Source organism: Herminiimonas contaminans, assembly GCF_015645465.1.
Taxonomy (GTDB): domain Bacteria; phylum Pseudomonadota; class Gammaproteobacteria; order Burkholderiales; family Burkholderiaceae_D; genus Oxalicibacterium; species Oxalicibacterium contaminans.
Genome location: NZ_JADOEL010000005.1, coordinates 14,166 through 38,750, shown reverse-complemented (window position 1 = coordinate 38,750; position 24,585 = coordinate 14,166). Strand labels below are relative to the sequence as shown.

General features: G+C 51.9%; 26 protein-coding genes. 23 read left to right on the top strand and 3 right to left on the bottom strand.

Annotated elements, in window-relative coordinates:
• The first annotated feature begins 28 nt into the window (after nucleotides 1-28).
• From IXC47_RS08230 to IXC47_RS08145, 18 genes are all read left to right on the top strand, one after another.
• Nucleotides 29-1,084, top strand: coding sequence for a hypothetical protein (locus tag IXC47_RS08230; RefSeq protein WP_195875256.1), 1,056 nt, complete (start codon nucleotides 29-31; stop codon nucleotides 1,082-1,084).
• A gap of 21 nt (nucleotides 1,085-1,105) precedes the next feature.
• The gene (locus IXC47_RS08225) at nucleotides 1,106-2,101 is read left to right on the top strand and encodes a phage major capsid protein (protein ID WP_195875255.1); all 996 of its coding nucleotides are present in this window, start codon (nucleotides 1,106-1,108) and stop codon (nucleotides 2,099-2,101) included.
• 60 nt (nucleotides 2,102-2,161) lie between these two features.
• On the top strand, nucleotides 2,162-2,593 hold the full coding sequence (locus IXC47_RS08220) for an HNH endonuclease (protein ID WP_195875254.1): 432 nt from the start codon (nucleotides 2,162-2,164) through the stop codon (nucleotides 2,591-2,593).
• A gap of 17 nt (nucleotides 2,594-2,610) precedes the next feature.
• Nucleotides 2,611-3,327, top strand: a complete 717-nt coding sequence (locus IXC47_RS08215) for a hypothetical protein (RefSeq protein ID WP_195875253.1) — start codon at nucleotides 2,611-2,613, stop codon at nucleotides 3,325-3,327.
• Between the two features lie 103 nt (nucleotides 3,328-3,430).
• On the top strand, nucleotides 3,431-4,039 hold the full coding sequence (locus IXC47_RS08210; RefSeq protein WP_195875252.1) for a hypothetical protein: 609 nt from the start codon (nucleotides 3,431-3,433) through the stop codon (nucleotides 4,037-4,039).
• Between the two features lie 12 nt (nucleotides 4,040-4,051).
• Nucleotides 4,052-4,759, top strand: coding sequence for a hypothetical protein (locus tag IXC47_RS08205; protein ID WP_195875251.1), 708 nt, complete (start codon nucleotides 4,052-4,054; stop codon nucleotides 4,757-4,759).
• The gene (locus tag IXC47_RS08200; RefSeq protein WP_195875250.1) at nucleotides 4,759-6,318 is read left to right on the top strand and encodes a hypothetical protein; all 1,560 of its coding nucleotides are present in this window, start codon (nucleotides 4,759-4,761) and stop codon (nucleotides 6,316-6,318) included. The genes IXC47_RS08205 and IXC47_RS08200 overlap by 1 nt, the downstream gene beginning before the upstream one ends.
• Nucleotides 6,318-6,722 carry a GNAT family N-acetyltransferase gene (locus IXC47_RS08195; protein ID WP_195875249.1) on the top strand — a complete coding sequence of 135 codons (405 nt, stop codon included), beginning with the start codon at nucleotides 6,318-6,320 and terminating at the stop codon, nucleotides 6,720-6,722. The genes IXC47_RS08200 and IXC47_RS08195 overlap by 1 nt, the downstream gene beginning before the upstream one ends.
• A complete protein-coding gene (locus tag IXC47_RS08190) occupies nucleotides 6,713-7,633 on the top strand; it encodes a hypothetical protein (protein WP_195875248.1) in 921 nt (306 codons plus the stop codon). The genes IXC47_RS08195 and IXC47_RS08190 overlap by 10 nt, the downstream gene beginning before the upstream one ends.
• The gene (locus IXC47_RS08185; RefSeq protein WP_195875247.1) at nucleotides 7,633-8,214 is read left to right on the top strand and encodes an iron-containing redox enzyme family protein; all 582 of its coding nucleotides are present in this window, start codon (nucleotides 7,633-7,635) and stop codon (nucleotides 8,212-8,214) included. The genes IXC47_RS08190 and IXC47_RS08185 overlap by 1 nt, the downstream gene beginning before the upstream one ends.
• A 2-nt stretch (nucleotides 8,215-8,216) precedes the next feature.
• Nucleotides 8,217-9,569 (top strand): hypothetical protein, encoded by a 1,353-nt coding sequence (locus IXC47_RS08180; protein ID WP_195875246.1) that lies wholly within the window; start codon nucleotides 8,217-8,219, stop codon nucleotides 9,567-9,569.
• Nucleotides 9,569-11,638, top strand: a complete 2,070-nt coding sequence (locus tag IXC47_RS08175; protein WP_195875245.1) for a hypothetical protein — start codon at nucleotides 9,569-9,571, stop codon at nucleotides 11,636-11,638. The genes IXC47_RS08180 and IXC47_RS08175 overlap by 1 nt, the downstream gene beginning before the upstream one ends.
• A 130-nt stretch (nucleotides 11,639-11,768) precedes the next feature.
• Complete coding sequence (locus IXC47_RS08170) at nucleotides 11,769-13,142, top strand: hypothetical protein (RefSeq protein ID WP_195875244.1); 1,374 nt, start codon at nucleotides 11,769-11,771, stop codon at nucleotides 13,140-13,142.
• Complete coding sequence (locus IXC47_RS08165) at nucleotides 13,142-13,543, top strand: hypothetical protein (protein ID WP_195875243.1); 402 nt, start codon at nucleotides 13,142-13,144, stop codon at nucleotides 13,541-13,543. The genes IXC47_RS08170 and IXC47_RS08165 overlap by 1 nt, the downstream gene beginning before the upstream one ends.
• A 58-nt stretch (nucleotides 13,544-13,601) precedes the next feature.
• Complete coding sequence (locus tag IXC47_RS08160; RefSeq protein WP_195875242.1) at nucleotides 13,602-14,039, top strand: hypothetical protein; 438 nt, start codon at nucleotides 13,602-13,604, stop codon at nucleotides 14,037-14,039.
• Nucleotides 14,036-14,476 (top strand): glycoside hydrolase family protein, encoded by a 441-nt coding sequence (locus IXC47_RS08155; RefSeq protein WP_195875241.1) that lies wholly within the window; start codon nucleotides 14,036-14,038, stop codon nucleotides 14,474-14,476. Before IXC47_RS08160 ends, IXC47_RS08155 begins: the two co-directional genes overlap by 4 nt.
• Nucleotides 14,477-14,671 carry a hypothetical protein gene (locus IXC47_RS08150; protein WP_195875240.1) on the top strand — a complete coding sequence of 65 codons (195 nt, stop codon included), beginning with the start codon at nucleotides 14,477-14,479 and terminating at the stop codon, nucleotides 14,669-14,671.
• A complete protein-coding gene (locus tag IXC47_RS08145; protein WP_195875239.1) occupies nucleotides 14,652-15,128 on the top strand; it encodes a hypothetical protein in 477 nt (158 codons plus the stop codon). The genes IXC47_RS08150 and IXC47_RS08145 overlap by 20 nt, the downstream gene beginning before the upstream one ends.
• Before the next feature lie 216 nt (nucleotides 15,129-15,344).
• On the opposite strand, the gene IXC47_RS08140 is transcribed toward IXC47_RS08145, so the two are convergent.
• A complete protein-coding gene (locus IXC47_RS08140) occupies nucleotides 15,345-16,142 on the bottom strand; it encodes a hydroxymethylpyrimidine/phosphomethylpyrimidine kinase (RefSeq protein ID WP_175626488.1) in 798 nt (265 codons plus the stop codon).
• A 204-nt stretch (nucleotides 16,143-16,346) separates the two neighbouring features.
• Complete coding sequence (locus IXC47_RS08135; RefSeq protein ID WP_195875238.1) at nucleotides 16,347-19,043, bottom strand: EAL domain-containing protein; 2,697 nt, start codon at nucleotides 19,041-19,043, stop codon at nucleotides 16,347-16,349.
• 764 nt (nucleotides 19,044-19,807) lie between these two features.
• On the opposite strand from IXC47_RS08135, the gene IXC47_RS08130 reads away from it, so the two are divergent.
• From IXC47_RS08130 to IXC47_RS08110, 5 genes are all read left to right on the top strand, one after another.
• A complete protein-coding gene (locus IXC47_RS08130) occupies nucleotides 19,808-20,122 on the top strand; it encodes a hypothetical protein (RefSeq protein WP_230089458.1) in 315 nt (104 codons plus the stop codon).
• 51 nt (nucleotides 20,123-20,173) lie between these two features.
• Nucleotides 20,174-20,536 carry a hypothetical protein gene (locus IXC47_RS08125; RefSeq protein ID WP_175626491.1) on the top strand — a complete coding sequence of 121 codons (363 nt, stop codon included), beginning with the start codon at nucleotides 20,174-20,176 and terminating at the stop codon, nucleotides 20,534-20,536.
• 441 nt (nucleotides 20,537-20,977) lie between these two features.
• Nucleotides 20,978-22,312: an SAM-dependent methyltransferase gene (locus IXC47_RS08120; RefSeq protein ID WP_175626492.1), complete on the top strand. Its 1,335-nt coding sequence runs from the start codon at nucleotides 20,978-20,980 to the stop codon at nucleotides 22,310-22,312.
• A 166-nt stretch (nucleotides 22,313-22,478) separates the two neighbouring features.
• Complete coding sequence (locus tag IXC47_RS08115) at nucleotides 22,479-23,099, top strand: OmpW/AlkL family protein (RefSeq protein ID WP_175626493.1); 621 nt, start codon at nucleotides 22,479-22,481, stop codon at nucleotides 23,097-23,099.
• Nucleotides 23,100-23,352: 253 nt separating this feature from the next.
• The gene (locus IXC47_RS08110; protein ID WP_195875237.1) at nucleotides 23,353-23,925 is read left to right on the top strand and encodes a DnaJ domain-containing protein; all 573 of its coding nucleotides are present in this window, start codon (nucleotides 23,353-23,355) and stop codon (nucleotides 23,923-23,925) included.
• Nucleotides 23,926-23,945: 20 nt separating this feature from the next.
• Here the strand turns inward: IXC47_RS08110 and IXC47_RS08105 are convergent, their stop codons facing one another.
• A complete protein-coding gene (locus IXC47_RS08105; RefSeq protein WP_195875236.1) occupies nucleotides 23,946-24,557 on the bottom strand; it encodes an FMN-dependent NADH-azoreductase in 612 nt (203 codons plus the stop codon).
• Nucleotides 24,558-24,585: the final 28 nt, after the last annotated feature.

Genomic DNA, 24,585 nt, shown 5'->3' with positions numbered 1-24,585 from the left:
TGCTTTTTTTACGTCTGGAGCTTTATAAATGGCTATCGAAAACCAAGGTGCTACCACCGAAGTTGAAGAGCAAGTAACCGAACAACCGCAGTCGATGGATGACTCGATCCGCGAAACACTGCGCGATATTGAGTCACGAAACAATCCGCCAGAAGTGCCAGAAGGAACGATCCCCGAAGAGCCGGAAGCTGCAGCACAGCGCATCCGTGACGCTCAAGGAAAGTTTGCAAAGCCTGCGGCAGAAGAAGCCGCGACAACCGAAGCGCCGGCAGCAGCAGTTGAAGTCCCAACAGTGCCGAAAGAGTTGCAATCGCTCGGCTTGCGCAAGGAAGAGGCAGAAGCATTTGCCGCGGCTCCCAAAGTATTGCAGGACGCCTTTGTTCGTCGCGCTGACGAGATGTTTAAGGGTGTCGAGCAATACAAGGCTGCGGCTCAGTACGCACAAACGATGGAGAAGGTCATCACTCCATACGCCGCGACATTGCAATCACTAGGTCTGACGCCTGACCGCGCGGTAAGTGAATTGATGGCGACTGACAACCTGCTTCGCCACGGTTCGCAACAAGACAAGCAAGCCAAGTTTGTGCAGTTGGCCCAGCACTACGGCATCGACCTCGGTAGCGCACAGCAGTACCAGCAAGCACAGCCGCAAATTGATCCGATGTACGCAGCGCTGCAGCAGCAAGTGCAGCAACTGACAAACAAATTTCAATCACAAGAATCATCGGTTCAGCAGCAAGCAGAGGAATCGCTCAACAGCGAGATAACTGCATTTGCGGCTGACCCAAACCATAGTCATTTCGAGACAGTCAAGCCACACATGATCGCGCTTCTACAGGCGGGTCAGGCCAAGGACTTACCGGATGCCTATGAGCAAGCCGTCTACGCCAATCCAACCACTCGCGCATCGATGCTCCAACAGCAATTGAATGCACAGCGGGAAGAGGCAACGAAGAAGGCACAAGCGGCCAAGGCAGCGGCAAGCGTGAATACGCGAATCCGTCCGTCAATGCCCGTTTCCGAGCCCATAGGTTCTATGGACGACACCATCCGAGCGACTTTGCGACGTTTGCAAGGCGCTTAAATCTAATCAAGGAGCATCACAATGGCATCTCCCGGCCAAGGTTACGCTGCGGGTAATTTCGGCGTGTTTTCGGAATTGGTAACAACCACTTTCCGCAATCACTCCAAAGAAGTCGCAGATAACGTAACAAAACACAATGCGCTCTATCGCAAAATGTCTGACAGCGGCAAAGTCCGTCTGGAAGATGGCGGTCTGAGCATCGTTCAACCTCTTGAATACGCCAACAACAGCACTTATCAGCGCTATTCCGGCTATGACGTTCTGAATATCGCAGCGGTAGACGTTCTGTCTGCGGCTGAATATCCGTGGCGTCAGGTCGCAGTCAACCTGGCTGTGTCCGGCCTGGAAATGCGTACCAACAGTGGCGAGAACCGCATCATCAATTTCGTTAAGTCGAAAGTGAAAAATGCTCAACACTCGTTCGCTAATGGCCTGTCCACCGATCTGTACTCAGATGGCACAGCCGCCAACCAAATCAACGGCTTGCAAGCGCTGATCGCTGATACTGGTACTGGTACTGTTGGTGGTATCAACAGCTCGACGTATGGCTTCTGGCAAAACGTCGTTCAATCCGCCGCTGCTCCATTGCAAGGCGGCGCTGGTATCACAGTATCTGCAACCACCATCGAATCACTGATGCTGCCATTGTGGATCAAGCTGACTCGCGGCATGGATATGCCAAACCTGATCGTCATGTCGGATGACTACTTCACGTTCTACGAGCAATCGCAGACTTCGTTGAAGCGTTATGCGCCGGAAGATTCGGGCAAGGGCGGCATGTTGTCGATGAAATACAAGAACGCAGATGTGTTCTTCGATTCGTCGGGCGGTATCCCATCGGCGCACGCATATTTCCTCAACACCAACTACATTGATTTGGTCGTCCACAAAGACGCTAACATCACTATGTTGGATGACGTTGAGTCGATCAATCAAGATGCTCTGGTGAAAACCATCATCTGGCAAGGCAACTTGGCGTTGAGCAATCGCTCACTCCAAGGAGTTATGAAGGCGTAGTTAGTGTTAGCTTAATCGTTGATTTTAAAGTAAAATTAGCTCTTTTAAATAGGGGCTGAAATGAAAGATTTGGAACGATTTTTAGCTAAGGTGGAGAGGGTGGAAAGTGGGTGCCATGAGTGGCAATCCACGATTCACAGAGATGGGTATGGGAAATTCTGGTTCAACGGCAAGCAGGTTCAAGCACACCGCGTGTCTTACATCCTGCAAGTTGGCGAAATAGGAGAAAGACTCCATGTCTTGCACAGATGTGACAACCGCAAATGTGTAAACCCAGCCCATCTTTATTTGGGGACTCCCAAGCAAAACACGCAGGACAAGATCGATCGATGCGGATGGCATGGAAATATGCGATTCCCCTTCGATGTGGTTGAGCGCGCTAGAGAGTTGTACAAAACCGGAATGACTCAGCAAAAAATAGCTGACGAACTAGGTATCCATCAAACGCAGGTGTCCAGATACATCAACGGCAAGCAACGCCTTCACAAATAACCTTTAAAGGAAATATCATGTTTGCAGCTATCTCCCCAACCCTCGGCACTCAACCTTTCAATGATTGGTTTGTGCCGGATACTACCCAACGCCAACCGCTCGGCATGCAAGTCACCGCAGTCGATCTGTTTTGGGGTGCGGGTAAGTTCATGTACGTCGGCTCTAATGCGGCGATTCTCAAAGGCTCAGTGGTTATGTGGGATGAAACCTTTACGGCTTCGCTTCTGCCATCCACCGTTACTCAAGGCTTCTGCTTCGGCATTGCAATGGCTCCAATCCCTTCCGGCTCGTTCGGCTGGGTTCAACTCGAAGGCCGCGCTGTCTACAAGACAAACGCGACCGTCGCAGCTGATGGCGTCCTGGCAATTGCCGCGGCCGGCATCTTGGGTGCTACCGCTACAGGTAAGCAAGTCATCGGTATCCGTAACCGCATTGCGGCAACCGGCACGAAGACTTTCACTGCTCAAACCTTCAACGGTTCCAATAAATTGTTCTGCCCAGCCGGTTATGACGGCGCGTTCTTGGGTATGGCATTGACAGGTACTGGTGTGGGCGCGAGCGCGGTTGTTGCAGCACTTGATCCAGATGGCAAAACCATCTATGCAGGTACGGAAATCGGTACGGCTACGGGTGCGAACTCGACGGCCACCGCTCAAATCACTTTGACAGGAACCTACACAGGTTACGGCTCAGGCGTGATTAACAACCCATCTTGCATGCAAATCGTAACATAAGACAAAGCATCGTCAACTAAGCGCCCTCTTCGGAGGGCGTTTTTCATTGTGGTCACACGACTGCAATGCAAAGCGCTACCGCTTACTACCAGGAGATTAAAAAATGGCCCACGCCGACCCGATGTCACGCATTCCCTACTTTATGTTTCAAGACCGCGAACATGGAATTGATCACGAAGCCACCGAGAAACTTGGCTACGACGTTCCAAAAATGGTCACTTTCATCCTGATTGCACCGCATGGTCATCGCGGCGATCCGATGGAGTTCATTGCTGATGAATTCATTGAGCGAAAAAAGCGTGAAGCGAACGAAGGCCGGTACGACTCGTCTTGGGTATCTGGTTTCAAAGAAGGTCTTGCAGCGCATCGTGAAGGCAAGGAATTGCCACGCAGTGGGACGCCATTGATCAATTGGGAGCGTACTACCAAAGCGCGCCGCGAAACATTGGCTAAACGATTCCCAACAGTTGAAGACTTGGCCGCAGTACCTGATTCATCGCTGGGCGACATTGGCCTAGATGGCCGTGTGCTGCGTGATCTGGCAAAGGGTGACATTCAAGCGAAGAAGGACTTGTCGCCGGTCGTCAAAGAATTGGCCGAAGAAAAAGAGAAAACACGCCGCCTCGAAGAGCAGATGGAAACCATCATGAAGCGCCTCGATGCAGCAGAAGCAAATACGCCTAAGCGTAAGCGCGAAACAGAAGCAGCGTAACCAGGAACCGATATGGCATTGAACTGCTTGCAGATTATCCAGACAGTTTGCCGCCGTATCGGCATCCTTGCGCCTAATGCAGCCGTAGGATCGACTGACCCACAGATCATTCAACTTCTGACGATCTCGGAAGAAGAAGGCCAGGATCAGGCTGACCGCTATTCATGGCAGGCGCTACAGACTGAAGCAACATTTACTACGGTAGCAACACAGGTTCAGGGTGCGCTCTCAACGATTGCGCCGAACTGTGACTACATCGTCAATAACACGATCTGGAATCGCACATTGCGGCGTCCAGTGTATGGGCCAAAGTCGGAACAGGATTGGCAGCAATCGGTTGCGATGGCAATCAATGGGCCATTTAATGCATACCGGATTATTGGCGACAGCATCAATTTCTACCCAAATCCGGTAGCCGGCCAGACATGCGCATTTGAATATGTTTCAAGGGATTGGGTCGCTACATCAACTGCAACCACATCATCGATCTGGACAAATGATCTTGACACACCAAAGATCAGCGATCAATTAATGATCCTCGGAACGATATGGCGCTGGAAGGCTGCTAAGGGGCTGGACTACGCCGAAGACTTCTCAAAATACGAGCGCCGCATGGCTGATGCAATGGGACGCGACGGTAGCAAGCCAGTATTGAGCCTGTCAGGTCAATCGATGTACGAAATCCAGCCTGTTGTCATGGTCCCTCGGGGTAGTTGGTAATGCGTAAGCCGCAGCGCAGATTAACGCGCTCGCAGATTTCGCGCACCTTGTCCGTGCCGTCTCCTGTCTCCGGATGGAACGCGCGGGATTCATTGGCCGAGATGGCCCCGACAGATGCGGTAAGTCTGGATAACTTTTTCTGCTCACCGTTCGACGTAATGGTGCGCTACGGCTTTAGCGAATGGGCTACTGGCATACCGGGTACTGTCAATACAGTCGTTTCATATTCTCCACCTGTTGGCGGTACTAAGATGTTCGCTGCATCTGGTAAGGATATTTACGAAACAACGAATCCAGGAGCAGTAGGCGCAGCGGTAGTAACCGGCATGACTTCGGACAAGTTCCAGCATGTCAATTTTGGCACTGCTGGGGGCAATTTTCTGTACATGGTCAACGGCACGGATGCACCGCAGCTTTACAACGGCACGACATGGCAGGCTGTAACCGCAGTCAGTGCGCCGGTCTCGATCACTGGCGTCACAACATCGAACCTCGTTCACGTCGCAGCTTTCCAGTCTAGGCTATGGTTTGTTGAAAAAAATACGACAAAGGTTTGGTATCTGCCGGCACTGTCAGTAGGCGGCGCGGCTTTATCAATTGACCTTGGCGCATGGTTCAGTCGTGGCGGTTACGTCATGGCGATGGGCAACTGGTCGCTTGATGCTGGTTACGGCATGGACGATTACGCAGTTTTCGTATCGTCAGAGGGGCAGGTTGCTGTATTTAAAGGCACAGATCCGGCAAGCGCTTCTACCTGGGGATTGATCGGCATCTATGACGTTGGTTCGCCGATTGGTCGCCGCTGCATGATGAAGTACGCAGGCGATTTAACGCTGATTTGCAAAGATGGTCTTGCGCCGCTATCCAAGTCGCTGATGTCATCTCGGGTCAACTCTAAAGAGATGTTGACCGATAAAATCCAGCACGTAGTCTCAGATTACACAACACTGTACGCGTCAAATTTCGGCTGGGAAACAGCAATTTTCCCGCAAGAGAACATGCTGTTGCTCAATGTTCCAACAAGCCCTACCACAGCCTATCAGTTGGTGATGAATACGATTACGGGTGCATGGTCGCGGTTTATTGGATGGAATGCTGCGTGCTTTGAATTGCATGACGATGAACTGTTTTTCGGAACATCTGGTGCGGTTTGCAAGGCATGGGACACCCAAGCTGATAACGGTGTCAATATCGACTTCGAGGCGCAGCAGAGTTTCAATTACTTCGGTGCTCGCAGCCAACTGAAGCAGGTCAAGATGCTGCGCCCTTTGATTTCAACAGATGGCGCTTTGTCTGTGCTTCTAGGGGTGAATACCGACTTCGACACAACGCCGCCTACCGGAATTCCATCATTTACGCCAACCGTTGGTTCGGCTTGGGACATTTCGGTATGGGATGGCGTCGACACATGGGGCGGCGATCTGTCGATCAAGAAGGATTGGCAGACCGCTTTTGGCCTTGGTTATTGCATATCTGCACACATTAAAGGTTCAGCTCGAAACTCCAAGCTGCGCTGGGCTGCGACAGATTACCTGGTTGACGATGGTGGGGTGATCTGATGATCGACATCAAGCAAAGACAGGAATATTTTGACTTTGTAAATGCCGGTTTGAATGTCAAGTTTGACCCTAATCAATCAGTCTGCATCGCGAGTCTTGATGACTTTGGCCGAATCATGGGTGTAGTCGTCTTTTCCGGGTTCACAGAATACAACTGCGAGTTAAGCGTTTTTAGTAATACACCAAAATTTATCACGCGCAATCTGCTGAAAGTCATCTTTCACTATGCGTTCATCACGGCCAATAAGCGACGCGTCACCGCAATCGTTGAAGACGGCAACAACAAGGCTCTGGACATTGATCGGCGTGTAGGATTTGTGCACGAAAGTGTTGCAAAGAACTGGTACGGCGATGTGGACGGAATCGTTTTAAGAATGCTGCGAGAGGATTGCAAATGGGTATGAAACATATAGAAGAGCCGATCTACTGGTCGCCGCTGAAGAAAGGCCGTGGATGGATTTGCTTTAAGTCATCGCCTGCGCCACCTCCAGCACCTGACTATGCTGGCGCTGCACAACAAACAGCAGCCGGAAATCTTGATGCCGCGCGTGCCGCCGCTGCAGCAAATCGCGTCAATCAAGTAACGCCATACGGTAACTTGACTTACTCTCGCGACCCAAATGGAGCGACTCCTGATGATGGATGGACGGCAACGCAAACTCTATCGCCTGTCCAGCAGCAGCTTTTAGACCAGCAGAATAAAACCAGCCTCGGATTGTCGGGACTGACAGATCGCGGCCTTGGGTTCGTCAATGACGCTCTTTCAAATGCGATCACTAAAGACAGTCTGCCAGCTGATATGGTCAATGCAGGACAGACCGGACAAGATGCGTTAATGGCGCGATTCCAGCCACAAATCGATCAAAGTCGTAAAGCACTGGAAACACAACTTGCGAATCAAGGTATCGGAGTTGGGTCTGAGGCTTACGACAACGCGATGCGCACGCAAAGCCAAAGCGAGAACGACCTGAAATCACAGGCTGCGCTTAACGGTATCAATGTTGGCCAAAATGCACAAAATCAGCAATTGCAATTATTGACTGCGCTACAGAATCAGCCTTTAAATATTTTGAATGCCGTTCGCTCTGGATCGCAAGTCACTAACCCAACATTCAGCAGTGTTCCGACTCAAGCTACAACCAGCGGCGCCGATATGAGCGGCGCAACCGCTGCGCAAGGAAATTACGCACAGGGACTTTATAACTCTGGCGTTGCAAGTGCAAATAGCGCAAATAGCTCATTAATGAGTACGGCGGGTACATTGGGCGCTGCTGGATTAGCCGCCTATCTCGCTCCCGCTACGATGATGTTCTAATGTTTTCAAATACCGTGATTGCCGCTATAGAGAGCGTAAAAAAAGAGTCAAAAGCACTGGATTTTGCTAACCGAGATGTGGTGTTAGCAAATTTGGTTTTTGCACATCAAGTAATCACCGCAAGTGAGGATTTGCTAAAAGAGGCGGTTAATGCTTCTGATGGTGATTTAAAAGAATACTTTGTTGCGCACCTTGACGAAGAGAAAAATCACCAGGTATGGCTTGCGGATGATTTAGCCACCGCCGGGATAAATGTGGCGGATATGCCACTTATCCGAAAAGCTGCAGAAATGGCTGGATCGCAGTATTACATGATTAAGCATGTTAGCCCATTGGCTCTGCTTGGATATATGGCTGTGCTAGAGGGGTTCCCAACATCACTGGAGTCAGTAGCTAAGTTGGAGGAACTGCACGGCGTGGGACTCATACGCACGTTGCGTTACCACGCAGAGCATGATCTAGAACATCGCAAAGATCTGTTCTCTATCATCGATAAATATCCAGACGATCTTATTTTGCAGAACGCAATACAAACGGCGCTCTATATGAACGAATTCACCAGTGAGTTAAATCAGGAATAGACATGGCAAATCCTTTTACCTCAGCGAAAGCACCCCAAACGTTGGCGGCATTACCGCCTGATTTGGCCGTAGAGCAGGCGAAGCTATTGCGCCAACAACAAATGGCTGATTTGTTGCGTAAGCAGGCTATGGCGCCCGATGGTGGTACGGAGATGGTCAGCGGCTGGGCGGTTAAAAAAAGCCCGCTTGAAGGCGTAAATAAGATCGCTCAGGCACTGGCTGGCGGCTATATGCAAAATCAGGCAGACGCAAAACAAACCGATATTGCGCAAAAATCCACGCAGCAGTTGGTAGATGGCCTGCAAAAATATCAAAGCCTGTTGCAAGGTACGCCTGCGCAGAACACGCCGATAGTCGATGATGAGTACGGCCCACAGACAATCACCAATCCTGCGGTTCCAGGCAATAAACAAGCCGCGCTTGCGCAATTGCTGTCTTCAGGCCATCCAATGCTGCAGCAAATGGGTGTTGCTCAACTGACGGCCAAACCAGAATCGGCATTCAGCAAGGTTGATCCTAAAGACTTCACGCAAGAATCGGTTGCCAAGTTCGCGGCGACGCAGAATTACGCTGACCTTGTGCCAGCTCGCAAGATGGAAGTTGCGCCTAGTGGCGTCGCATTCAATCCGTACAGCGTCAAGGAAGGTACGACGTTCCAAGATCCGAACAAGCCGTTCAATGTCGGCGCTGATGGCATTGTTCCGAACCTTCCTTATCAAGATTACGAGATTCGCAAGGGTAAAGCTGGCGCAACCAATGTCAATGTAAAAACTGACGTGAAGATGGGTGAAAGCCTAGGCGCTCAAGTTGGCCCGATGATGAAGGACTCGACGGCGATTGCTGAAGGTGCAGTGAAACAGGTTGATGCCGCACAACGCATTGTGAAGGCAGTAGACACGAACAAGCTATTCACTGGCCCTGGTTCGACAACCAAGCTTGCTGTTTCTCAGATTGCTGACGGTCTAGGAATTACAGGCGCAGACGAGAAGGAAAAAATCGCAAATACACGCTCGGCAATTCGCGGTATGGCTGAGCTGACATTGCAAGGTCGTCAGCAAATGAAGGGGCAGGGCGCTATCACCGAGAGCGAAGGCGCTTTGGCTGAAAAAGCCATGTCAGGCAATATTGATGATTTGACAGGTGCTGAAATCAAGCAATTGGCGAAAGCCTCGGAACGCTCCGCGCGCTTCAATTATGGCGAGCATCAACGCAAGCTGAAAGTTATGGAGTCAAATCCAAGTCTGCAGGGTATCGCGCCGTTCTATCAAGGCCCATCAATGCCAGCGGAGATCGTAGCTCCTCCACCATCCACCTCTGCGTCAAACAATGGATTCAGCATTAAAAGGCTCCCATAATGGCTAAATTTGAGATCACTGCGCCGGATGGAAGTAAGCATGAAATCACTGCGCCAGACAACGCGACTGAACAAGACATCATGGCTTATGCGCAGTCGCAGTTTTCCGCGCCGAAGCAAGAGGCAACCACTCGCCAGAAAGTACAGGCCAGCATTCCTGGCGCAATCGTTCAAGGCATGCGCGATCCAATTGATGCCGCTGCTCAAATGCTCCCCCATGGACTGCGCGGCCTCACGTCTCTCGGTGGCTTGGCCCCTAACCGTGTCAGCGAATTTTTTGACAGCGAGGCAAAGCGGGTTGATTCCATGAACGCCGAGGGTGAACGCGACTATCAGTCTGCGCGCACTGCGGTTGGCAAAGAAGGTTTCGACGGTGGCCGGCTAGTAGGCAATGTTCTCAGTCCAGCCAATGTTGCCATATCTGCGCGCGCGCCTATCGCGGCAACTACGACATTGGGCCGGATAGGTTATGGCGCAGGCGTAGGTGCAACTGGTGGATTACTGACGCCTGTAAATGACCTGAAAGAAGGCCAATCATTCTTTGGAACCAAGGCTGCGCAGGCCGGTATGGGTGCGGCAACAGGTGCAGTTCTGACCCCTATCATGGGCAAAGTAGGCGATGTCATTGCACGAAAGTTTAATTCTCTCCAAGCTGCATCGAATCCAGAAATAGGCGCGCGAGCATCTTTAAAAACCGATGAGCTTATTAAAGAAGCTTTGGAGGAAGTAGGCCAAAAATTCTCTGATATTCCAGAGCAGCAGATGAATGTGCTGCGCGGTCAAGTGGTTGATGCGATGAAGCAAGGCAAAAAACTTGACCCTGCTGCGATGCTACGCCAACAAGATTTTAACGATCTCAACATACCGGCAACAGGCGGTCAGATAAGTCGTGACGCTACTCAGTTCGCGCGCGAGCGTAATCTGCGCGGCGTGGCTGGCGTCGGTGAGCCGTTGATGAATCGGTTTGAAGTGCAGAATCAGAAGCTGCAGAGCAAGGTAGGCTCGTTCGGTGGAAATTCCAGCGGCGAACAGTTTCAGGCTGGTCAGCAGTTGGCCGAAGCGCTTAAACGCACTGATGACCAATTGCGCGGCAAGGTTGGCGATCTGTACAAAGAAGCGCGCGCATCGTCCGGCAAAGATTTAAACGTGCCATTGACCGGTCTTGCTCAAGACTACGCAGAAACAGTGCGCAACTTTGGCGACAAAATACCAAGTGGCGTGCGTAACCGCATGGAAGAACTCGGCCTTTTGTCCGGCCAACAGAAGAAGGTTTTTTCAGTAGAAGACGCGGAGAGCGTACTGAAAACAATCAATGACAATGTAAGCAACGATCCTGCAACTAATAAGGCACTCGATTCGCTGCGCAATTCCGTCAAGAATGCCGTTTTAAGTGCCGATGATCAAGGCGGCGTATTCGCCAAGGCGCGTCAAGCTGCTGCAGAACGGTTTGCATTGCAAGACGCTGTACCAGCATTAAAAGCGGCGTCCACTGGATCGACAGCGCCGGATGACTTTGTGAAGCGCTTCGTTGTAAGTGGCAAGACAAAAGATGTTCAAGGCTTGGCTAAGCTTCTGCAAGAGAACGATCCAGCAGCATTTACGGAAGCAAAGAATCAAGTAGGCGCGACATTGCAGCGAGCAGCCTTTGGCGAGAATACGGCCGGCGACAAGATATTTTCGCCTGAGCGTTACGCAAAAGCCTTGCGCGAACTTGGCACAGAGAAATTGAAGGCATTTTACTCGCCAAAAGAAGTGGCTGAACTGCAGCAAGTCGGAAGGGTTGGCTCGTACATCAACAGCACGCCAACTGCAGCGCCTGTCAATACATCGAATACTGCTGGTGCCGTGATGAACTTAATGGGAAATATACCTGGCATGCCTTACGGTACAGCTCTAGTCAAGACGCTTAAAAACGCGGTCGATAATCAGCGTGTCGTCAAAAGTGGGCTTGCCGCGCAAGCGCCTGTAGGTAAGGCGGATCTTACGCCCGAGCAGATAGCAATGATGGTAAAGCTTCTCACCGTTGGTGGGGCCACCTCGGGCCAAGCGGCGGCGACTCCGTTGCGCTAAGACATGGAATAAATAGCCGTACAGCAGCACCCCTAATGGAGTGGCGATATACCTAAGCCATTCGTAATTATCCATATCACCTCATAACCCGCCTAGTGCGGGTTTTTTCATTTCAGAACAAGGAAAAAACATGCCACGTAATGGATCGGGCGTATATACCCTGCCTGCTGGTAATCCCGTTATCACAGGGACAGTTATCAGCAGCACCACGCAGAATAATACCATGTCGGACGTAGCGGCAGAATTGACCAATTCTATCGCTGCTGATGGTCAGAAAGTCCCTACGGCGAACCTTCCAATGGGTGGCTTCCGGCATACCGGCGTCCTGAATGCTAATGCTCGCGATCAGTATGCGGCAGTTGGGCAAGTTCAGGATAGCGCGTTTATGTGGTGCGGCACCGCTGCCGGCACTGCGAACGCGCTGACTTTCTCGCCAATGCCAGCAATCACAGCGTATGCGGCTGGACAAGTATTTAGATTTCAGGCGGGCGCAGCAGCAAATACTAGCGCAACCACTATCGCAGTATCGGGACTTGCTGCAATCGATTTGGAAGTGAACGGCGCGGCGTGTGTCGGCGGTGAAATCCTTGCTAACAAGTGGTATGAAATCCTGCTGACATCGGCCACGAATGCGCAGCTGATCGGCAGTTATATACACACTACAGGCAACGAAACAAAATCCGGGATTCTTACATTAACGAACTCGCCCGTAGTTCCCACTCCGACGGAAGCAAATCAAGCCGCGAATAAATCCTATGTTGATTCGGCGTCAGCGTTGCGCGGCCATATCTCAGGCTTGATGCTTTCTACGGCCGGTAGCTCGGCTACCATGAGCATATCCGCAGGGCAGGCGACTGATTCTGGTGGCGTCGCCCTCATGAAGTTGCTATCGGCAATCAGCAAAACCACTTCTGCTTGGGCAGTCGGTAGCGGGAATGGCGGCCTGGATGCTGGCACGATTGCAAACAATACTTGGTATCACTTCTATGAAATCATGCGTGCCGATACAGGTGTTGTGGATGTGAATTTCTCACTGTCAGGTAGTGCGCCCACGCTTCCGGCTAATTATACGAATTTCCGACGTATCGGCTCTGGGAAGACAAACGGCTCCGGTCAATGGAATCGCTTTACCCAAAATGGCGACGTTTTCGAGTGGGCAGATCCTGTTCAGGATGTATCCGTTGTCAATCAAGGCGCAACCTCTGTTACTTACGCACTGTCGGTTCCTCCCGCTGTGGTCACACGGGCCAACATTTTGGCGTACGCGCAAACATCCGGCGGGTCATCAAATGTGTACATTCGCCCACTAACAGCAACTGATGCTGTAGCTTCGACTGCTACAAACGTAAATTTGCGTGATCCAACAACCGGAAATGGCGTTACCGGAGAGCTTACGATAACTACAAACACATCTTCTCAGATTGCGGTGCGAGCTAGCGGCGCAGTTTCAGATTTTAAAATAAATACGAAGGGCTGGATTGATCGTCGCGGGAGGGATGCGTAATGCCTTACATACAGCGTGACAGCGCCGGGTTGATTGTTGGGCGGTATGCAGTCAAGCAGTTTGGGTATGCCGAAGAGTTCATTTATGATGACGCACCTGAACTGCAGCCAACGCAGGAGCAAATAATCACAGAGAAAATCAAGGTGATGGATGACTTGATTAAAGCCCGTTTGAATGCCAAAGCTGTTGAGATGCGATTTGACAGCATCGCCAGCGCCATCGCTGCAGCCAGCTTGCCGGCGGGCGAATACCGCCAAGAGGATGGCGCAGCGCTGCATCTGTGGTCAGCACGCACATGGCAAAAGGCCGAACAGATCCGCGATGCATTCCTTTCTGGCGAACGTCCGGAGCCATCATGGGAAGAGGTTGAGGCTGAATTGCCTAGCTACCCGATTATTTAAAACTCAAACATAAACACAAGGCACCTTCGGGTGTTTTTTTCATTTAAGGAGCAGGACCATGTCAGACACGTTGAATGCATCAGCCGCAGCTGGTAGTGCTCTTATAAAAATATTTGGTATCCCGGTACTTACTGGCTCGCTTGCAGCAGCGTTGGGCTTCATGTTTATGTGGCCAAAAACAAAGAAGGAAGCATTTTCAAGATTTGCATGCTCAATTTTTTCGTCTGCGACGGCAGGGCCGCTGGCTGTTGTCTGGTTGCGGTCGTATAAGCCAGATCTGTTTGATTCGGCAAAAGCGATCGCCGTCATGGCCGGCACGGAAGAAGCTGTTGGATTCCTATTTATCGCAGCGCCCATTATGGTCGCCGCTGGCTTGCCGGCGTGGTGGATTATCGGGGCATTCGTCAAGTGGTTCGATAATCGCCGCGATAAGGACATTGGCCAGATGGGTGGTGACGTCATCGATCTGATCAAGCGCGGGAAGGAGTTGATATGAGCGACAACATAACCAGGCTATTACGCGGCGACGAAGGCGAAGTTTTGTACGCCTATAACGATCATTTGGGATTCGCCACGATTGGCATTGGGCGACTGATCGATAAACGAAAAGGCGGCGGTATCACTCCGGAAGAATCAGCCTATTTGCTAGCTAACGACATCATGCGTAAAAGCATGGATCTGGATGCCCGCTTACCTTGGTGGAAAACACTCAGTGATGCGCGCCGTGGCGTACTGCTTGCGATGGCGTTCCAGATGGGTATCGATGGCTTGCTCGGCTTCAAGAACACGCTTGAGGCCGTCCGCACCGGTCAATATGACAGGGCGGCAGACGGAATGCTGCAAAGCATGTGGGCGAAACAAACACCGGAACGCGCAAAGCGGATGTCTGAGCAAATGCGCACAGATCAATGGAAGTTCAAGGAGGGTACGTAAATGTCGATCGCTGGATTGGGTGGCCGCCGCTTTATGCTTACTTTGGGCTGCGGTATCGCGTGCACGGTACTGGTATGGAACGGGAAAATATCTGATCAGGTATTTGCAACTGTAATTATTGCTACGGTCGCCGCATACATCACTGGCAACACATTCCAGAAAGTGAAGGGCGCAAATGAGCCTGCTCAATCCTAAATTCTGGTTTGCGATCGTACTTTGGACAGTTGCGATCGGCGGCGGCTTCTACCTGTATGGCAATGCTGCTGGAAAGAATTCGGTGCTCGTCGGCACGCTGACGGCGACCAACAAGGCGCTGACCGATCGCATAAAAGAAAACACGATCGTAGCCGATCGACTGAACAATGAAGCCAAGAAAGCGAGTGAAGACCATGCAAAAGAACTTGAAGCTGTTAAGCGTACTGCCAATGCTAATGCTGGTAAGCGCGTGCCAATCGATCCCGGTTTCTGCCGACCTACCAGAAAAGCCGAAAGCGCCGAGACCGGAAGTGATGGACAAGACACTGCCGCCGCCACTTTTCTTCCAGAATTCTTTACAAGCGAGCTTCGACAAGCTGCTGCCAAAGCCGACGAAATAACGGCTGATATGCGCACGTTGGTTCGGCGCACAAATGAGGCGGGATGCTTTCAGTAAATCTCAGGGATAGTTTCAGGGATAAACGGGCGGTTTTGGGAGTATTTGAGCGTATAGCTAGCGTGTAAGCCGTTGATTCTTATACGCTGGCATACTCGCAAGTACGCAATTTACCCCATTAAACAAGTTCGAAACTTGTACTTCCCACCAGATTCCATAAAAAAAGCCTGACGATTATTCGTCGGGCTTTTTTGTTTTACGCGTTGCGCTTACTTCTTAAGCGCAGAAATCCAGCGGCAAACGGCGTGGGAAGTGCTGTCCTTTACCCGATCGATCCGCATCCCGCAATGTACGCCAGGTGTAAGCCAGGGCATTCTCTACAGCCAGCACCGGTGCTTCACCCAAAGCCAGGCGACCAGCCAGTGTACTGGCCAATGTGCAGCCCGAGCCATGATAGTTACCGGGCAGGCGATCACAGGTAAAGGTATGTGAGCTGCCGTCACGGGAATACAAGCGGTTATGTACTTCCTGCTCATCACCGTGACCGCCAGTGATCAACAGATGCTGGCAGAAGGGTAGCAGCTTGGCCGCGCATTCATCCGCCGTACCGTCAGGCAATTCGGCCAGTATGCGTGCTTCCGGCAGGTTTGGTGTAACGACAGTTGCCAGTGGCAACAGACGTTCGCGCATTGCATAACCGACTTCATCCTTGCCCAGTGCACCGCCGCCACCCGCACGCAAGACCGGATCACACACTACCGGTACATTCGGCAGGCGTTGCAGGATGCTGGCAACGGTGTCCACCATTTCAACCGAACCCAGCATGCCGAGCTTGATACCGGCGATAGGCAAGTCGGTAATCACGGCTTCGGCTTGCGCCAGTACCCAGGCGGAATCCAGTACCCGGAAATCGGAAACGTCGACCGAGTTTTGTACGGTCAGTGCGGTGACGGTAGGCGCAGCGTGGCAGCCTTGCGCCATCAGTGCTTCGATATCTGCCTGCAGACCGGCACCACCACTAGGATCGTGGCCGGAAAGACAAAGGACGACAGGGCGGGAACTGGAAGTATTCATAGTGCTGATTAACTCTTTAAACATGGTGCTTACACAAGCAAATTCCACCGGGAATGACGCAAGGATAAGCAACCTGAAAAAACGGTTCACTCAAGGTTGGAACCGGACTAGCTCGCCAGACGCGTTGCGCCCGCCATTATAGCCGCGACTGCAGCAGAAGGGCCGAATAGGGAAGCCCGATCCGGAAACAGCGCCGTGGCAGGATCAGGGGAAGAGATTTTGCTTGCGTATCATGTCGGCAATATTGTCTGCCGGTAGCGGCCAGGCCACGTAGTAGCCCTGTACCTCGTCGCAGGACAGGGTTTGCAGGATATGCAGTTGTTCCAGCGTTTCCACGCCTTCTGCCACCACGCGCATGCCGAGCGCCTTGGCCATGGAGACGATGGCGGTGAAGAAGATTTCGCCATCTTTGCCACGCCCCAGTTGCGAGGTGAAGGCTTGGTCTATTTTGAGGATGTCCATGTCCAGTCTTTGCAACAGCGACAGCGAGGAGTAGCCGCTGCCGAAGTCATCGACGTGTACCTTGATGCCCATTTCATTGATGGCTGTCAGTTCATCAAAGATGTCGCCGATGTTGCGCATCATCGCTGATTCAGTCAGTTCGATTTCCAGCAGCGAGGCCGGAACGCCATATTTGGCGAGGCTGGCCGCCAGCGATTTCTTGACCTTGCCTTCATTGAATTGATGCGGCGAGACATTGACCGATACCGGCACTGCATCCACGCCCAGCCTGAGCCAGGTCGCCAGTTGTGCGCAGACTTTGTCCACGACCAGTTCACCTATAGGATTGATGAGGCCGGTTTCTTCTGCCAGGCTGATGAAGTCGTTCGGCATGACCAGACCGCGGGTCGGATGCTGCCAGCGTATCAGCGCTTCTATGCCCAGTAATTTACCGGTCTGGGTTTGTACGCGTGGCTGGTAGTAGATGATGAACTGGTCATCACGGATCGCCTGTTGCAATTCCTGTTCGGTGTTGATCCGCATCTTGATGTCTTCATACAAGGTGTGATCGTAGAAACGGAATTGGCCCTTGCTGCCTGTTTTGGCAGCATACATGGCGATGTCGGCATTCTTGACCAGGGTTTCCACATCCTGTCCATCACGCGGGAAGATGCTGATGCCGATGGAGCCGCCGATTTTGTTTTTTTGTGAACCGGTATCACGTGAGAAGTCGAAAGGTTCGCGCAAGACCTGGTTGATGCGAAAAGCGATATGCGCGGCTTCTTCTTCGCTATGGATGGCTTCCAGGATCACGGTGAATTCATCGCCGCCTATGCGTATGACCTTGTCAGTCGGGCGCAGCACCGAGCGCAGTCGCTTGGCGACCGTGCACAGCAATTGATCGCCTGCCGAATGGCCGAGCGTGTCATTAATGTTTTTGAAGTCGTCGAGATCGATGAAGAGGATCGCCAGCATGGTGCCTTGTGCCTTGGCTTTCTCAAGGGCTTTCGGCAGATAGCCCATGAACCAGTGGCGATTCGGCAGCGCGGTCAGGCCGTCTTCCGTTGCCATGCGCGACATTTCACGTTCGTGGCGCTTGGGTTCGCTGATGTCGCGCAAGGTGACCGCCAGGCCGTTTTCGGAGCGGACGAATTTCCGCTTCAGCCACTCGGCATCCACCGGACTGTCTGGCGGGACTTCATAGTCGTCTTCAAAGAAACCGGTTTCCATCGCGATGCGATAAGCACGCATTACATTGTCAAAGTATTCGCCGGAGTAAAAGTCCGAGACGCGGACGCCGGTGAATTTGTCCTTGCTCATGTTGTAGAAGGACGCCCCTTTTTCATTGCAATCCACGACCTGGAAGTCGGTGATGTATTCGTTGCGGTCGCGGGTCGGCAGCAGGATGTAGAAACCTTCATTGCCGCCTTCGGTTGCAATGCGATAGGTTTCGCGGATCGCATCGGCTTGCTGTTTGCGCCACGCCAGTCGTATCGACATCCACATCGCAGCGCTGGCAAACAGGAGCAGCAGGGCACTGCCGACGATAGCAATCTTGCGATACATGGCAAGATTGTTTTCATAGGGCAGCAGGATGTCTTCCTTGCTCAGGCCGACCATCACATAGAAGGGATAGCCCTTGATCTTTTGCGTCGCGATGAAGTGGGTGTCTATGTCGGAATACTGACGGGCATTGCCGACGACGTTGGGTGCCGTGTACTCAGCGCGCGGCGGGAAGGAAACCAGCGAGAGCGCATCATCTTTGCGGCCGCGCATTTGCGCGACACGCTCGACGCCGTCATTGCCGATAAAGGCCAGCACGCCATCATGTCCGAGGATAGGATCGTCGGAGAACAGCGTGAAGAATTCCGGTGCCAGGCCCAGTACCAGCACGCCAGCGAAGGTACCGTCTGCATTTTCGAGACGACGTGTGACCTGGACGATTCTTTCCTTGCTGAGGCGTCCTATGGTCGGCGTGCTGATACGCAGTTCGGTGGACGCGTTCTGTGCGTGGAATTTGAAATACTCGCGGTCAGCGACCGTGAACATTTGGGTGACCGGGATGCTGGTGGTGAGTGGGTGACCATCCACGTCATAAATGGCGATGGATGAGAATTGCGGCACATTCAGCAAGCCTTTGCCTATCATCTCTTCAAAGCCGAGATAGCCCTTGGATTGCTCCCAGCCGTATTTGATTTGCTGCGCCAGTTGATCGAGCTGCTCTATGCTCCTAGTCAGGTACTGTGCATAGGCCTTGGAGATGGAGACAGCCTGTTTGGCTGCATTCTCTTGCAGGATGCGTTTGTCGTTTTCCAGCTTGGAATAAACCACGCCCCACAGCAGGGCGATCAGCAATAGGGCCGACAGCGGCCACAGGATCACAAGGCGCAGATGCCTTTGGATAAAGCTGATTTTAGGTGAACTATCGCGCGGGTAATCACCTTGGTTTTTCGCATGCATAAGAATAGTCAACCGAGCATAGGTTATGTTCTGTGATGGAAACTAGACGAGGTAAGCGAGCGATAGCGGAAGAATGCGACTCTACGCTTGCTCATGGAACTGACGAATGTGCAGTCCGGGAGGTCGAAGAACGGTTCTTGCGTTTCTGTTTTGCGTTGTCAGCGAGCTTGTCTATAAAAATATTCTCTAAATATCGATCAGTTTCTTTACATAAATCGGCTACCGGCGGGCTTGCTGCCGTGGTGAATATTTGGGCTGTTTCCGCACTTTTTACGGTACGCATGCAGGAAAGCGACCAAGTGTAGCCATTAGGAAATATTGCTGTTATCCCATAGATATGGGAGAAAAGGGCGGCCTGACACCTTAATTAACAAATGCGAGTGATTTGCTTTTCCACATGAATGTTGCCTATAGGGAAAACTGGTAAAAGGATCTGGCGTCCGCCTATGGCCAGATATTTATTTAATTTTAAATTTAACAATTACGTTGGGAAAATCTCGGATAGTCTTGATTAATTGGTATCTAAATTGACATTTCGACTAGCAGGCAGCGGGTGGGCAAAGGCGCGCCGAACCGCATCTGCTTTGCTTTTGGGTGTTAACAAACGGATCCGGACAGGGCCTGAGCACGCGGCATGTACAGACCTGCTTAGGATGACTTTTCTTGAACGCCGGGCAGGTTTGCCTGCATCTGCATCTTGCTGTCAGGCTATGGGACGCGTACCATGAAGCCATAAAACAATGACATTTTTTATGGAGACATCAATGTCAGTTCACTTGATTGAAGCAGTCCGTTTTAATGAGGCAGGCGACAGGGTAGAAATGGTGAAAATGGGCCGTGGCCACCGTAAAGGTGACGGCTCACCGGGTTGGGAGGCAGTAACAGCGGAGCATGACGTCAGCCTCGTAGTTGACGCGCTGCACTTTGGTGACGAAGTGGCGACCGCCTTCCGCGTAGGAAATGAAATGGTGCTGGGCCCGCGCGTCCACATCGTGATCCATGAACATGGCATAGAAGACATCGATACGATAGACCACGATGTCCCGGGCCGCACATTGGCAGATTTGCCGCGATTTTAAGCTGCCGCCAGGTGGTGGTCGTGACTTATATATTTGAGATTGGAAGCAGTAATGGGTGGTGATTTAACGACGGATGAGTTCGACGCGCTGGGGCAGATAGTTGCCGGTATCAAGCACGGAGAACGGCCATCCGCTTGTGTAGCAAGAAATACCAAGCGCCTGCTCGGTCTCAAATATATCGAATACGCAAAAAATGGTCAGTTGGCCTTGACTGAAAAGGGCAAGCAAACCTTATTCATCAAGAGCTGTATCAATGGCTTGCGCGCCATTGCGACTGATCCCGCAACAGTATTGAAGTCCGATGTGCAAACCTTTCTGGGCAAGAAAGGGCATATCGCAGAGAAAGATGGTGGTTACGAAATTACGGAAAAAGGCCGGGAATGCCTGGCCGATATAGATGCCCGCAGTAAATAATCTATTTTTTCCTGCCTGCTAATCGCTACTGTATCGCCTGCATATTGCAGCGCGATGCACGCTTGTAAACATAATCGTATAATCGCCTCTGATTGCTGCCTTGCCATCTCCATGGCATGGCGGTGATATTTCCAATTTAATCTGTACGTATCAAGACACTGCCCCGGCATGTTGCTACGTCATACAGTGTCGCATTAGGTCGAAGTAATCGTTTTTCTTTTTAAATAAGGGGGAGCGTTACATGAAATCTGTTTGCTTACCTGGATTAAGTCCTCCGTCGCGTTCTGTGGATGGGAGGGCAAATATTGTCTGCGCAGTACCGGCAGCCATTCTTCACAGGCGCTATGAACATAGCGCCGCGTTTCTTGTCTACAGCATACTTATTGCCGCCGCACGAGCGTGTGCGGTCCCATCAGAAATTTTTCAGATAGGGCTTAAGCGATGAACGATCGAAACAACCATCTTGTTACACCAGCTGCATTAGTGGCTGACTCTTTCAGTAATGCGCAAATAGAAGCGGCACTGCGCATCCTGAAGCATCTGTTACACAACTTCCCCGGTGCGACTGCATTCCGTGTGTTGGGCGAAAAGCTCGACCAGATAGAAATTGCGACACCCAAGTTCACGCTGCTGTTGCGTGATCCGACTGTGCTGCGCAAACTGGTATTCGGGCGTAGTCCCTTGCCGTTGGCGGATGCTTACATCAACGGCTTGATCGATATCGATGGCGATCTCTATGCCGCTTTGGGTCTCAAGCAGTATTTCGCTTCGTTTGACTTCTCGCTTGCAACGCGCTGGGCACTCCTGCGCGATGCCTGGCGTTTGCCATCGAAGCCAAGGAATCTGCCGACTACGCCGTTTGGTTCTGGTGAATTCGCGCACAAGCATTCCCGCAGCAGCGACCAGGCTGCGATCTCCTTCCACTACGACGTGTCCAACTCCTTCTACAAGCTATGGCTGGACAAGCAGATGGTGTATTCATGTGCTTACTTCCACTCGCTGGAAGATACGCTGGAACAAGCGCAGGAAAACAAGCTCGATCACATCTGTCGCAAGCTGCGACTTAAACCGGGTGAGCGTTTCCTCGACGTCGGTTGCGGCTGGGGTGCGATGGTGTGCTGGGCCGCCAGTCACTATGGCGTCAAGGCGCATGGCATCACCCTCAGCGAGAAGCAGTACGAATACGCGCAAGCGCGCATACAAGCGGAAGGACTGGGACATCTGGTGACGGTAGAGCTGCGCGACTATCGTGACCTCGAAGGTGAATCCGTCTACGACAAAATTTCCAGTATCGGCATGTTTGAACATGTGGGCCTGGCCAATCTGCCGGTCTACAATGCCACCATCAAACGCGTGCTGCGTCCGGGTGGGCTCTTTCTCAATCACGGTATTACGCATGATGAAGAGGGCTGGCAACGCACGATAGATACCGAATTCATCAACCGTTATGTGTTCCCGGATGGTGAGCTGGATACCGTCAGCAACATCCAGCGCCGGATGGAGCAGACTGGTTTTGAAATCCATGATGTCGAAGCCTTGCGTCCGCACTACGCGCTGACGCTGCGACAATGGGTAAGCCGACTGGAAGATCACCGCGAAGAAGCATTGCAATACGTTGGTGAGTCAGCCTACCGCGTCTGGCGTCTGTACATGGCGGCATGTGCACTGGAGTTTGAGTATGGCGGCACCGGTATCTATCAGATACTTGCTTCCAAACCAGGTGGCGCTGAAGCAGCAGTGCCGCTGACACGCAACGACATCTACGCTGCTTCCTGATCTGAACTGTTCAGGCCGCACCCTTGCTACTAATGTAAGGGTGCGGCTTTTTTATTGCTGCGTATGTGTTGGCGACAGCAATTCGCACAATACTTGATCGATATCAAATACCCGAAATGGCAGAGGCGTAACGTAGAACCGTTCCCATCCAACCAAGAAGGTAATCATGAAGAAATCGGTATTGGCCATCGCCCTGTGTTCGTTGGCAGCCCTCAGTTCGCAAGCATTTGCCCAGCAATCGCAAGAAGGTTCGTGGCTGGTCCGTGTGCGCGCCGTCAATCTGGATCCGGCCAACAAGTCTGATCCGATAGGCGGCGTGGGCGCATCGGACCGCCTCACTATCAATTCCAAAGTCATACCGGAACTCGACATCAGCTACTTCTTCACGCCGAACTGGGCGACTGAGCTGGTGTTGACCTATCCGCAAAAACAAAAGGTATCTCTGGACGGTGCGCAGATCGGTACCTTCAAACACCTGCCGCCTACCTTGACGCTGCAGTACCACTTCACACCTGAGAAGACCATTAGCCCATATGTCGGTGCTGGTATTAACTACACGCGCATCTCCAGCGTTAATTTGCTGAATGGTGCAGCAACGCTGGAAAAAAGCAGTGTCGGCCTGGCCTTGCAAGCAGGTGTTGATTTCAAAATCGATAGAAACTGGTCGATTAACCTGGATGTGAAAAAAGTGCAGATCCGTAGTGATGTGAATACTGCTGCTGGTCAGCTAAGTGCGGTCAAGGTTGATCCGTGGCTGATAGGTGTCGGTGTGGGTTATCGCTTCTAAGCTTTAGAGCCAGCCGCTTAGTGCAAGCGGCAAGCCGGATAATAAAAATGGCTTACGCATGTGGCGTAGGCCATTTTGCATATTCCAGCTCACCTCCTTATAGCCTCAATTTTTCCACCGCAGAGCGGGAGGAATTTCCTCGCATAAATCATTTGTCGGCTTTCGATATGGCTGGAACGCCATATATATGGGATGGTTTTATGGCAACAAATCTCTTATAAGTGACGGAACAAAAATCACGAGAGATCTGGCTATGAAAACGCTTTACGAGGTGTTGGGAGTGAGCAGGCAGGCGACGCAGCCTGAAATCGAGCAAGCGTATAAAGTCACTCTGGCTGCGCTGGCGATAGAGCCCGCTACCCTGACCGTCGAAGAGCGCGACATCCGCGAGAAAGTCATTCGTGAGGCTTACGCCATCTTGTCTTCATCGCATCGACGCTCCGCCTACGATGAAAAATTAAGGCACAAGTCACGGCCGACCGAACCAGTAATATCAAGTCCCCCATTGCCGTGGAAAAAGATAGTTGCGACGCTGGTGCTGGTCGTCGGCTGTCTGTATGTCTACCAGGTGCAGGCGGATAAAGCTGAAGCTGAGTTGGCCGCACTGGAAGCGAAGAGGGCTGAGGCGGAAGCGGATCGTGCTGAGCAACTTGCGCTGGCGGAACAGGCACGACTGGAACGTCAGAAGCTGCAGGAAAAACGGGCGATACAGGTGAAACAGGATCAGGAGATCGCGCAAGTCAGACGTGATGAACGCATAAGACAGGAGCGCATCCAGAAGATGGATGCGCAAGCCACGCAAGAGAAAGCTTCTGCAACGCGTTGACTAGTCAGTACCAATGGTTCTTAAGCGGTGGCAAGTGCCTGCGATAATTTCTCTGACAGTGGCTGGCGTACTTCACTGACCGCCTGTGCGACTGCCTCAGGACCAAAGACCAAACCTTGCAATGGATAGAAGTGGGTATCGTTGATACCTATCGAAGCTAGTGCATAGCGCAGGTAAGGCGTGAGGAAGTCAGCCTGCTTCGCCCGTTCTCCGGCAAAGAAACCACCCGAACTGACCAATACCAATGTGGGCCGGTCTTTCATCAGTCCGACTTTGCCTTGTGGCGTCGCGGCGAAGCTGCGATGGATGCGGATCACATGATCCAGCCATAGCTTTAGCGTGGCCGGTATCGTGAAGTTGTGCATAGGAGTGACGATGAAGAGCACATCGTGTTGCTCCAGCTCGGCGATGAGTTGCTCTGACCACTGCAATTCGCTGGCGTCATGCGCAGCGTTAGACGTAATCGCGAGTGCATAGTCGCGTGCTATGGCGGGGAGCGGTGTTTGCACCAGGTCGCGTTCAGTGATGTGGGCATCACTGATGCCGGATGCTGCCAGTGTTTCTTTCGCCAGGCGATAACCGTGGCTGGCATCGCTGTGCGGGCCGCAGTTTAATAACAAAATACGTGTCATGGGATTCCTGTAAAACGATTTTGAGTAA